12 protein-coding genes, 5 tRNA genes, 2 rRNA genes and 1 other annotated feature are annotated in these 11,609 nt (G+C 32.3%); of the genes, 15 read left to right on the forward strand and 4 right to left on the reverse strand.

Translation table 11 applies throughout. The features are described from left to right. The 10 genes from BUB63_RS11820 to BUB63_RS11865 form a co-directional block, all read left to right on the forward strand. A 23S ribosomal RNA gene (locus tag BUB63_RS11820) occupies positions 1-177 on the forward strand; the annotation flags it as partial. 28 nt (positions 178-205) lie between these two features. Further along, positions 206-321, forward strand: a 5S ribosomal RNA gene (rrf, locus tag BUB63_RS11825). Between the two features lie 5 nt (positions 322-326). Further along, positions 327-403: transfer RNA gene (locus BUB63_RS11830), tRNA-Asp, on the forward strand. Between the two features lie 5 nt (positions 404-408). After that, positions 409-484 (forward strand) — tRNA-Thr (locus BUB63_RS11835). A 91-nt stretch (positions 485-575) separates the two neighbouring features. Then, positions 576-1,055, forward strand: coding sequence for an HD-GYP domain-containing protein (locus BUB63_RS11840; protein ID WP_051350704.1), 480 nt, complete (start codon positions 576-578; stop codon positions 1,053-1,055). 73 nt (positions 1,056-1,128) lie between these two features. Then, positions 1,129-1,812 carry a response regulator transcription factor gene (locus BUB63_RS11845; protein ID WP_027309176.1) on the forward strand — a complete coding sequence of 228 codons (684 nt, stop codon included), beginning with the start codon at positions 1,129-1,131 and terminating at the stop codon, positions 1,810-1,812. Continuing rightward, positions 1,790-3,205, forward strand: coding sequence for a sensor histidine kinase (locus BUB63_RS11850; RefSeq protein WP_027309177.1), 1,416 nt, complete (start codon positions 1,790-1,792; stop codon positions 3,203-3,205). The genes BUB63_RS11845 and BUB63_RS11850 overlap by 23 nt, the downstream gene beginning before the upstream one ends. Positions 3,206-3,216: 11 nt before the next feature. Then, positions 3,217-3,981, forward strand: coding sequence for a GerMN domain-containing protein (locus BUB63_RS11855; protein WP_073249995.1), 765 nt, complete (start codon positions 3,217-3,219; stop codon positions 3,979-3,981). Between the two features lie 9 nt (positions 3,982-3,990). Continuing rightward, positions 3,991-4,503, forward strand: a complete 513-nt coding sequence (locus BUB63_RS11860) for a transcription repressor NadR (RefSeq protein ID WP_073249997.1) — start codon at positions 3,991-3,993, stop codon at positions 4,501-4,503. A gap of 63 nt (positions 4,504-4,566) precedes the next feature. Next, on the forward strand, positions 4,567-5,667 hold the full coding sequence (locus BUB63_RS11865; protein WP_027309179.1) for an aminopeptidase: 1,101 nt from the start codon (positions 4,567-4,569) through the stop codon (positions 5,665-5,667). A gap of 31 nt (positions 5,668-5,698) precedes the next feature. Here BUB63_RS11865 and BUB63_RS11870 read toward each other — a convergent pair whose 3' ends face one another. Continuing rightward, entirely contained in the window at positions 5,699-5,884 is a 186-nt protein-coding gene (locus tag BUB63_RS11870; protein ID WP_027309180.1) for a hypothetical protein, read from the reverse strand. 61 nt (positions 5,885-5,945) lie between these two features. On the opposite strand from BUB63_RS11870, the gene BUB63_RS11875 reads away from it, so the two are divergent. The 5 genes from BUB63_RS11875 (at position 5,946) to BUB63_RS11895 (ending at position 8,976) form a co-directional block, all read left to right on the forward strand. Next, a complete protein-coding gene (locus BUB63_RS11875) occupies positions 5,946-6,854 on the forward strand; it encodes a polysaccharide deacetylase family protein (RefSeq protein WP_073249999.1) in 909 nt (302 codons plus the stop codon). A gap of 50 nt (positions 6,855-6,904) precedes the next feature. Then, positions 6,905-7,103 (forward strand) — a binding site (T-box leader). A gap of 67 nt (positions 7,104-7,170) precedes the next feature. Further along, positions 7,171-8,454, forward strand: coding sequence for a serine--tRNA ligase (serS, locus tag BUB63_RS11880; protein ID WP_073250001.1), 1,284 nt, complete (start codon positions 7,171-7,173; stop codon positions 8,452-8,454). Positions 8,455-8,645: 191 nt separating this feature from the next. Then, positions 8,646-8,736: transfer RNA gene (locus BUB63_RS11885), tRNA-Ser, on the forward strand. A gap of 26 nt (positions 8,737-8,762) precedes the next feature. Next, a tRNA-Ser gene (locus tag BUB63_RS11890) sits at positions 8,763-8,854 on the forward strand. 45 nt (positions 8,855-8,899) lie between these two features. Continuing rightward, positions 8,900-8,976: transfer RNA gene (locus tag BUB63_RS11895), tRNA-Arg, on the forward strand. 107 nt (positions 8,977-9,083) lie between these two features. On the opposite strand, the gene BUB63_RS11900 is transcribed toward BUB63_RS11895, so the two are convergent. From BUB63_RS11900 to BUB63_RS11905, 3 genes are all read right to left on the reverse strand, one after another. Next, a complete protein-coding gene (locus tag BUB63_RS11900; RefSeq protein WP_073250003.1) occupies positions 9,084-10,223 on the reverse strand; it encodes a site-specific integrase in 1,140 nt (379 codons plus the stop codon). Continuing rightward, a complete protein-coding gene (locus BUB63_RS13665) occupies positions 10,223-10,366 on the reverse strand; it encodes a hypothetical protein (RefSeq protein ID WP_159431475.1) in 144 nt (47 codons plus the stop codon). The genes BUB63_RS11900 and BUB63_RS13665 overlap by 1 nt, the downstream gene beginning before the upstream one ends. 192 nt (positions 10,367-10,558) lie before the next feature. Then, positions 10,559-11,518, reverse strand: coding sequence for an exonuclease domain-containing protein (locus tag BUB63_RS11905; RefSeq protein ID WP_084106777.1), 960 nt, complete (start codon positions 11,516-11,518; stop codon positions 10,559-10,561). Positions 11,519-11,609 lie beyond the last annotated feature (91 nt).

Raw genomic sequence — 11,609 nt, forward strand, 5'->3', positions numbered from 1 at the left:
CCATGTTCGGAAGGGATAAGCGCTGAAGGCATCTAAGCGCGAAGCCCACCTCAAGATGAGATTTCCCATAGCGTAAGCTAGTAAGACCCCTGGAAGAACACCAGGTTGATAGGCCAGAGGTGTAAGCGTCGTGAGGCGTTTAGCTGACTGGTACTAATAGGTCGAGGGCTTGATCATACAGGCTGTGCAGTTTTGAAAGAACTAATCCGGTGACAATGCCGCGGAGGAAACACCCGTACCCATTCCGAACACGAAGGTTAAGCTCCGCAGGGCCGATGGTACTGCACCAATGCGGTGTGGGAGAGTAGGTCGTTGCCGGATAGTATGGCCCAGTAGCTCAGTTGGTTAGAGTGCCGGCCTGTCACGCCGGAGGTCGAGGGTTCGAGCCCCTTCTGGGTCGCCATATATGCCGGCTTAGCTCAATTGGCAGAGCAACTGACTTGTAATCAGTAGGTTGTAGGTTCGATTCCTATAGCCGGCTCCATAAAAAGCAAGGGTAGACCTTGCTTTTTTTATTTTTTGATGTAAAATATATATAAATACACTTGTAATTACACATATGAAGGATGTATAAGATGTACAGAATTAAACAGTTCCTTTGGGCTATATTTGCAAAACTAACCGATGAAGATAAAAAATTTATAGATTTCTATTTAAATGATAATGAGAAGGTGCTTTTTAATAAACTTAAGGAATCAGAAAAGGTTCATTCCGTAAAAGTTGCAAGGGAAGTATTACAAAAATCATTAGAGAAAGATTTATATGATATAAGTTTAGTAAAAGCAGCTCTTTTACACGATATAGGAAAAATAGATAGTGGATTAAACGTTATAAATAAGTCTGTAATAACAATATTAAATAAAATTTCTCCAGGTATCTTAAAAAAGCTCTATAGAATTAAACCAGTTTATTCATACTATAATCATCCTGAGATTGCAATAACTTATCTTGATAATTGTGACGATTATATAAAATTTTTAATAAAAAATCATCATAATTATGAAATAGACGATAAAAAGTTAAAAATACTTCAAGAAGTTGATTGCAAACATTAATATTAATATAATATTAATTGCAATAGTTATAATTTTTTGACATACCCTAATAATAAACAAGGGAGGATATATTATGGACTACCGAATTTTAATTGTTGATGATGAAGAAAATCTTGTAAAAGGGATAAAATATAATCTGGAACTTGATAATTACAGCGTTGATGTTTCATATGATGGAGAGGATGCATTAAGAAAAATTAGTGAAAATATTTATAATCTAATAATTCTTGATATAATGCTTCCTAAGGTTGATGGTTTAACATTGCTTAAGAAAATAAGGGAGAGATCCTCTGTTCCAGTAATAATGCTAACAGCAAAGGGCGAAGATGAAGATAAGGTTCTTGGCTTTGAATACGGGGCAGACGATTATCTAACAAAGCCATTTAATATATTAGAGCTACGTGCAAGAATAAAGGCATTACTTAGAAGAACCTATGACATAGTAGCAAATAAAGGAGATATAATAAAATCTGGAGATATAATGATTGACGTTCCTTCAAGAAAAGTTAATATAGCAGGTAAACCAGTTGACTTAACTTCAAAGGAATTTGATATTCTATTCTTACTTGTTACAAATCCAGGGAAAATATATAGCAGAGATACTTTACTTGAAATAATTTGGGGTTATGATTACTATGGAGACTCAAGAACAGTTGATGTACATATAAGACGATTGAGAGAAAAAATAGAAAAGGATCCTAGTAACCCACAATATGTATTAACTAAGTGGGGAGTTGGTTACTATTATAAAGGATGATTTAATAAAAAATTCTGTTAAACTAAAACTATCCTTATCCTATGTAGCAATACTAACAGTATGTTTACTTTTAGTAAATATATTTGTTTTCTTGGCAATTAGAAAGGAATATATTACTGAAAGAAAAGGGAATATATATCTATATCAGAGAACAATTGCTGATTTGGCTTATGAGGCGGATTTAAATAAAACGCCTCTTTTTGACATTGCAGTAGAAACTATATCTAATCAATCCAACTCAAGGATATTAGTGATAGATGATAAATACATCGTAAAGGCAGATTCTAAAAATGAGCTTATTGGGAAATATTATCAAAATAGAGAGGTTAAAAGGGCCTTTTCAGGAATAAAAACGTCTAAATTAAGGGGATTTTTAAAAAACAGCTATCTAAGTGTTGCAACTCCAATATTAATTGGAGATAAAGTAAAGGGAGTAGTTTTGTTTTTAACCCCTATAGATGATATATACAATAAGATTATAGTTATAGAAAAGAGATTGTTTACAATTTCTCTATTTATACTTGCTATAGTTACATTAATAGGTTATTTTATATCCACCTATGCTACAAAACCAATATATAGTGTTATTGATGCAATAGAGAATATGGCAGAAGGAAATCTAAAACAGAGGGTTGAAGTTATAGGGAACGATGAGATTGCAAGGCTATGTATGGCCTTTAATGAAATGAATGAGAAAATAACTACAATAGACAGTGAGCGTAGACAATTCGTTGCAGATGCATCTCACGAACTTAAATCCCCTCTTGCCAGCATAAATGTACTTGTGGAATCTTTAATATCAAGTGAATTAGCAAATAAAGATATGGCAATGGAGTTTCTTCAGGATATACATTCTGAGATAGACAGATTAAGTAATATAGTAAATAATCTTTTGGAACTTACTAAATTGGAAGGAAGTTTTGGAGTTAAGGTTGAAAAGTTTGATTTAAATGATGTATGCCTTCAGGTTGTAAAAAGGGTAGGATATATTGCAAAAACTAAAAATGTAGAAATATTTTATGATGGTCAGAGTGTAGAAATTGAGGCAAATAGAGATAATATATTTAGGGCATTGTATAACGTAGTAGAAAATGCGGTAAAATATTCCTTTGAATATGGTAGAGTTGACTTTTGGGTTGAAAAGGACAGCAGAGGAGCAATAATACATATAAAGGATCACGGAGTTGGAATACCAGAGGATGACATACCTAAGATATTCGAAAGATTTTATAGAGTAGATAAAACAAGGGATAGAAAAACTGGTGGAAGTGGACTTGGGCTTTCAATTGTTAATGAAATTATTAAAAAGCATAATGGAACGATAGAAGTAAAAAGTAGGGTGGGGGAAGGAACAGAATTTATAATATCAATTCCTTATGAATTTAAGGGATAGGAGTGTTTTATATGAAAAAATATTTTATATTCCTTCTTCTCACACTTTCATTTTTTATCTATGGATGCAGGCAAAGGGAAGTACAAACATACGATGTTAGGATAGTTATATATGAAATAGGTGAGGACAATTATTTAAGACCTATTGAGGTTGTAACAAAATTTAAGGGCTCTCTTGAGGCTACTTGTACAAACTATATAATAGACCACCTAAAAAAGGGAGGGTTTATAGATAACAACATAAAACTTAAATCAATAAAAAAGGAATCAGGAATAGTGTATATTAGATTAAATCGTGAAATAGGAGATATGTATAAGGATAGCAACTTAGCACTGTATTCAATAGTAAATACAATAACAGAAGTTCCTATGGTGGAAAAGGTAGTTATTCGAACAAACAAAGGAGAATATACCTATAACAGAAATAGAAGTGTTTTAAAAAGAGATAAGAACTTAAATCCTTCACAGGTATTAAAAAAGCAGATGGATTTTGAAAAAGAAGGAGATTTCTTTTCTGCATATCTTTTGATGTCAGATGAGGCATCTAATAATTTTAGAAAAAGCTATGATGACTACTACAAAGAAATGATGGAGGTATACAGTTTAGGTTTTACAAATCAAGAGTTTAGAGTTGGTGAATATAATATAGAAGGGAACATAGCTAAAGTAAAGGTTACATTTTTTGCACCTGAGGGTGATGTAAATTTACAATTTAAATGTGTAAACATAGATGGAGTATGGATGGTTGATTGGTTAACCTCACAAACAAATTTATAGGAGGAGAATATGAGAGGAGAAGAAAGAAGAGAAGCAATACTTAGCTATTTAAAAAGAGCCTCCTTACCTGTAAAGGGAGGAGAGCTCTCTAAACTATATAACGTAAGTAGACAAGTTATTGTACAGGATATAGCTCTCTTAAGAGCAGAAGGACACGATATAATAGCAACACCACAGGGTTATGTTTTAATGGTTAACAACAATCAATTTATTAAGAAAATTATAGCTGTAAAACACAATGAAAATCAAATAGAAGATGAGCTTAGAACTATAGTCTCATTAGGTGGAAGGGTTTTAGATGTAACTATTGAACACAAGATATATGGTGAAATAACAGGAAAACTAATGCTAAGGTCTATATATGATGTAGAAATGTTTGTTAAGAAGCTTAGGGAGAGCAATGCAAAACCGTTATCTAACTTAACAGAGGGTGTTCATATTCATACAATAGAGGCAGATAGCGAAAAAGATATGGAGAGAATAACAAAGGCTCTAAAGGAAAAAGGATTTCTAATTGAATAATATTTACAAATAAACTAAAATTGTGTTAAAATTCTATTGATTAATGTGAAAGGTGGGGGAAAAATGGATAATAGAGTAACAAAATTAGCACAGGTTCTTTTAAAGTATTCATTGAATTTAAAGGCAGGAGATAAACTTTTAATACAGGGTGGGCAAGCAACTATACCTTTAATAAAGGAAGTATATAGAGAAGCTGTAAAAATGGGTGTTTATCCTCAAGTTGATTTAGGAATCGAAGAATTAACAGAGATTATGTTAAAGAACGGAAATGATGAGCAGATAATGTACATACCAGAGTCAGCAAAGACAGCCTTTGAAACAGTTGATGCTATATTAACTATATGGGGCGAGAAAAATACAAGAATGCTAACAAATATTGATGCATCAAAGATGAAACTAAGATCAAGAGGAAGAAGACAACTAATTGATATATTTGAAAGAAGAATGGCAAATAAAGAGTTAAAATGGTGCGGAACACAATTTCCAACTCAAGCAGATGCACAGGAAGCAAGTATGTCACTTGAGGAATATGAAGATTTTGTTTATGGTGCAGGATATATAGATTTAGAAAATCCTATTGAAAAGTGGCAGGAAGTAAGAGAACAACAAGAAAGAATATGTAGAATACTTGATACTAAAAAGGAAATAAGAATAGTATCAAAGGATACTGATATAAGGATGAGTGTTGAAGGTAGAAAATGGATAAACTGCTGTGGTAATGAAAACTTCCCAGATGGAGAAGTCTTTACAAGCCCAATAGAGGACAGTGTTGAGGGATATATAAGATTTTCATTCCCAGGAATATACGCAGGTCGTGAAATTGAAGATATAAGACTTAAATTTGAAAAGGGTAAGGTTGTTGAAGCAACAGCAGCAAAGGGAGAAGAACTACTACTTGAACTTTTAGATACAGATGAAGGAGCAAAATTCTTAGGAGAAGTTGCTGTTGGAACAAACTATGGAATAAAGAAGTTTACAAAGAATATGCTGTTTGACGAAAAGATTGGTGGAACTGTTCATCTTGCAATAGGTAGAGGATTTCCAGAGGCAGGTTCTAAAAATTCGTCCGCAATTCATTGGGATATGCTCTGTGATATGAGAGATGGCGGAGAGATATATGCAGATGGAGAACTAATTTATAAGGATGGAAAATTTATTATATAAAAATATGACCCATGCGGATGCATGGGTCATATTATATAATATCGTCTGTTTCAATATCTGCTATTTTATCTAATGTTTTTATCTTTTTTATAAGTTGGGATTTATTTATTAATCCCTTTTCAATAAGAAGCTCAATTAACCCAACAACCATAAGAGTATTTTTATAATCTACTTCCTTTAAATCTGCTATTTGACTTAAAATATCTATTTCACTCATCTTAACCCCTCCCCATTATAATTATTGCCAAGTTTACTTTTTTTAAACAGGGGGGATGAAAATGAAATTAGATATGTTTATGTGTATTATATTTCTTGCTATAATGTCTTCTTTGGGGTTTGTATGTTTTGATATATTAAAACTAATAATATTTGTATATTTACTTTTTGTAGGGGTTAGGGGATTAAGATATAAGTTAAATATCAGAATAAAAAAGAGTAAAGTATTTTGTACCGCCTTTGTACTTTTGTTTTTTATGACCTTTTTAACTGGGTTTACCTATAAAAATCCTAAAAAACCAATACCGGTTTTAACCTATCATAGGGTTAATGATGAGGTTTATGATGCAAAGGTTCCAACTGTATCAGTAAAACAATTTGAAAAGCAGATGAAGTACTTAAAAAAGAGAGGATATCAAACAATCACAGAAAAGGAATTACTTGATTATTACAGTGGTAGAAAAATTAAACTACCTAAAAAACCAATATTAATAACTTTTGATGATGGATGGAGAGATAATTACGAAAATGCCTATCCAATACTAAAAAAATACGGTTTTACTGCGACAATATTTTTGGCAACGGGTAAAATAGGAGAGGATGAATATCTAACTTGGGATATGGTTAAGGAAATGTATTTAAATGGTATAGCCTTTGGAGGACACACAAGGAATCATATTAATCTATCTAAGGTGGATTTAGATACAGCAGAGAAGGAAATTAAATGGAGCTTTGAAGATATAGAAAAAAATTTAGGAGTAAAGCCTCTTTCTTTTTGCTATCCATATGGAGGAGGAGATTTAAATAAATCTATTCAACATATAGTTAAAAAGTCAGGTTTTCAAATAGCCTTTGCAAGTTACAACTATGGTATAAATATGGGGAATGTAAATATAATGGCGGTAAGAAGAATACTAATGCCCAGGTTTAATAAACTTCACAAGCTTGAAATGTTTCTTTTATTATGGTAATAATAAATTGATGTTGTAATTTTTTGAAATGGTGTTATAATATATATTAAAATAAACTGATGATGGGAAATAGTAAATAAGTTTAAAGTTTAAGAGAGCTGACGGTTGGTGCGAGTCAGTACTTTATCTTATTGAATCCATCCCTGAGGGTTTGCGATGAGCAAAACGGTAACCTCCGTTAAAGGTTTTAAGGTGGGCTTTTAGCCAATTAGGGTGGCAACGCGGAAGGTATGACCTTTCGTCCCTTTATAGGGATGAAGGGTCTTTATTTTTGTAAAAAATTTAAGTAGATTAATATAGAAAAGGAGGATTTAAAATGTTAGACCTAAAAAGAATAAGAGCTGAACACGAGGCTATAAAAGAAGCAATGAAGATTAGGGGTGAGGCATTTGACCTTGAAATGATTGATAAGGTTGTTGAGCTTGATGAAAGAAGAAGAAGCATTCTTGCTGAAGTTGAAGTTTTGAAGAACAAGAGAAATACAGATTCACAAGAAATAGCAAAGCTTAAAAAGGCAGGCCAAAATGCAGATGAACTATTAAAGGAAATGAAGGAACTATCAGATAAAATCAAGGAATATGACGCAGAACTTAGTAAGGTAGAAGAAGAAATAAACTATCTACTTCTAAGAATTCCAAATGTTCCACACAAGGATGTTCCAAAGGGAGAAACTGATGCAGACAACGTTGAAATTAGAAGATGGGGAGACGTAAGACAATTTGATTTTGAAGCAAAGGCTCATTGGGATATAGGAACAGAGCTTGATATATTAGATTTTGAAAGAGCAGGGAAGGTAACAGGAGCAAGATTTACCTTCTATAAGGGACTTGGTGCAAGACTTGAAAGAGCAGTAATAAACTTTTTCTTAGATACACATATAGATAAACACGGATATACAGAAATATTCCCTCCATTTATGGTAAACAGAAAGAGTATGACAGGAACAGGACAGCTTCCAAAGTTTGAAGAGGATGCATTTAAGGTAACAAATGATGACTACTTCCTAATTCCAACAGCAGAGGTTCCTGTAACTAATATGTATATGGATGAAATATTAGATGGAAGCAAATTACCAATAAAGCACGTTGCATACTCTGCTTGTTTCCGTTCAGAAGCTGGTTCAGCAGGACGTGACACAAGAGGTTTAATAAGACAACATCAATTTAATAAAGTAGAGCTTGTTAAATTTGCAGATCCAGACAATTCATATGAAGAATTAGAAAAACTAACTCGTGATGCAGAGGAAGTATTACAACTTCTTGGATTACCATATAGAGTTGTTCTAATTTGTTCAGGTGACTTAGGATTTACAGCAGCAAAGAAATATGATATAGAAGTTTGGATGCCAAGCTACGGAAGATATGTTGAAATATCAAGCTGTTCAAACTTTGAAGATTTCCAAGCAAGACGTGCAAATATAAGATTCAAGAAGGATGCAAAGGATAAGCCAAGATATGTGCATACACTAAATGGTTCAGGTGTTGCAGTAGGAAGAACTGTTGCAGCAATACTTGAAAACTATCAACAAGAAGATGGCTCAGTAATCATACCAGAAGTATTAAGACCATATATGGGTGGAATAGAAAGAATAACAAAGTAATTATAAAAATAGGAGTAGCAACTAAAAGGGCTACTCCTATACATTTATGCTATATATTTATCATTGCATAAAATGAAAGATGATTATATAATAAATATTGTCGATGGGCAATTAAGACAAAAACAAAAAATAAAATTAAAAAGATGTTGACAACAAAGTAAGTCGCTGATATAATAATAAATGTCCGATACGGAGAGGTGGTCGAGCTGGTTTAAGGCACCGGTCTTGAAAACCGGCGTAGGGGTGACTCTACCGTGGGTTCGAATCCCACCCTCTCCGCCATATAAAAACTATCAAGTAGGCAATATGGAGAAGTACTCAAGTTGGCCGAAGAGGCGCCCCTGCTAAGGGCGTAGGTCGGGAAACCGGCGCGAGGGTTCAAATCCCTCCTTCTCCGCCATAAAAGCCGCACAGGGTGCGGCTTTTATCCTTCAAAAAAGAATATGCGTCCGTAGCTCAGTTGGATAGAGTAGCTGGCTACGAACCAGTTGGTCGGGGGTTCGAGTCCCTCCGGGCGCACCACCAAAAGCCTTGAAAAATCCAACTTCAAGGCTTTGTTATTTTTTTGAAATCATCAAAAACAGAGCTAATGACAACCAAATGACAACATAAGAAAAAAAGAAGGCTTTTTAGACCTTCTTTAAAAGTAATATATCTATTTTATCAGCTGCTTCTTTTTGCATTTCAGGTAAAACATGAGAATAAGTATCAAGTGTTATTCCTATTTGACTATGTCCCAATCTTTCACTTACTATTTTGGGATGAGTGCCTTCTTTTAATAATAAAGTAGCATGTGTATGCCTTAAATCGTGGAATCTTACATCAGGTATATTATATCTCTTTGATATTCTCTCCATAACTCTCATAAAATGTCTTGATATATAATCAGGGTCATAAGGTTCACCATTACCTTTACAACATACAAAGTTTAAATCATTATAAGCAGACCCAAGAGCAAGTTTATTTTCAAGTTGTAGTTTTTTTAATTCTTTCAACTCTTTAATAAGCAATTGAGGAATAGCAATTTTTCTTTTACTCTTTGCTGTTTTTGTTGGGACTAATTCAAAATTTTTGTTTATTCTCTGTAATTGATTTTCAATATAAATATATCCATTTTTTAAATCAATATCTGACCACCTTAAACCTAATATTTCACCTCTACGCATGCCAGTTGAAATTGCAATCAAGGTAGGATAATATAAGCTTGAGCCTTTTAATGCATTAAGAAGAATTTCTACTTCATCAGATGTTAAAACTGAAAATTGATTTTTATTTCTCCTTGGTGGTTCAACTGCATCAGTAGGATTATTTAAAAGTAATTGCCATTTAACAGCATGTTTAAAAGCTGTATGAAGTATTGTGTGAATATATCTTGTACTTGTGCCACTCAAATTATATTCATCCATACATATTTTATAAAACTCTTGTATATGCAAGGGTTTTATTTTTTGTATTTCTATATGACCGAGCTTAGGTAGTATATACCACTCAATCATTTCTTTATAACTTTTTAATGTCTTTGGAGCAAAGTTTGTTTCACAATAAGCTTTAATCCATTTATCTAAGTATTCTTTGAGTGTGATTTCTTCTGCTTCAAAATATTCTCCTTTTTCAACATTTGCTATCATTTCAGCCAGTGCCTTTTCAGCTTCTTTTTTTGTTTTGAAGCCACCAACGGCTTTTTGCTTTCGTTTGCCTGTGATTGGATCCCTCCCAACGTCCACAATGATTTGGTATCCAGCTCCTCTTTTGCGAATATGCCCTCTCATTATTTATCATCCTCCTGCTTATATTCTATATTGTCATCTCCTTTATTACAGCAGGAAGTTTCTTCTCTGTTCTGTGAGCAGAGAGGTTTTAATTGGTATGTAGTATTATCAATTCTAATCCAGTTGATTAATATATTATCCATCAGAATCCCCCCGACAAACAAATATATCGAACATTTGTTCGATAATTTAAGTTCATTTTATCACAAATTTAAAATAATTTCAGCCTTTATTTTATAAATTCTACAAAAAGTTAATAATTCCTATGTCGGTATACAGAATTTTACGACAAATAATGACAAAATAAAAGGAGCCTTAATAGGCTCCGTTGATATTTATTGTATTATGATTTGAGAATTGTAATAGTTAATTAAAGAAGTTTTATGATTATCTACTTTATTTTTTAACTCTTCCAGATTCCACATGTGTTCTAAATTAAAAAATTTTAAAGCATCTTCAAAAGTAGTGACCTTATAACCTTTGTTTTTCAATTCTTCAATGTTTTGATGTAATCTTGATGAATAATTAAATACTATCGCAAATTTTGCACTTTTGCATGCGGTTTTATAGTATCTACCACCATGCTCTAAACATATTTGTGATATTTTATCTTCAATTTTCAAAAAATCAGTATAGCTTCCACCTTGATATTCATTTGATTTATATGCTATGAAACACCTATAAATATCTTCATCAATAGTGTCATAAATAACTTTTTTACTTAAATTTTCTTTTATACTATTCAATTCATTTATTCGTTCTCTCATTTTGTTGCAATAATTGATATATATTTGAGCGGTAACTAAAGTATCATCATAGGCTCTATGACTTTCTAAATCAAAACCTAAATATTCTTTAATAGTAACTAATTTATGATTAGGTAAATTGGGATAAATTTGTCGTGCAATTTTAACTGTATCTATAAACTCATTGTTAATTATATCATTACCATAGCAATATAAAACAGCATATTTTAGAAATTTAGCGTCAAAAGATGCATTGTGAGCTACTATAGGTAAAGCACCTATAAAGTCAAGCAATTTAGGCAGTATTTCTTCTATAGTAGGTTTATTTTTAACCATATCATTTGTAATCCCATTTATTTTAGTTATTTCTTTAGGAATTTTGATTTTAGGATTAATGAGTGTATGAAATTCATCTACTTTTATATTATCTTTGAACTTAAGTGCTGACACTTCAATTATTTTATCTGTGTCTGGATAAAGGCCAGTTGTTTCAAAATCTAATACAATAAATTCATCAAAGACTTTGTTTGTATATTTGGGATAATTAATCCTGAATTATTCACCAACCAAAAATTAAACTGAAAAATATTTATAAGAAATCTTAGCCTGAATTATTCACCAACCAAAAATTAAACTGAAA

This window comes from Caloramator proteoclasticus DSM 10124 (genome assembly GCF_900129265.1).
In the GTDB taxonomy this organism is placed as follows: Bacteria; Bacillota; Clostridia; order Clostridiales; family Caloramatoraceae; genus Thermobrachium; species Thermobrachium proteoclasticum.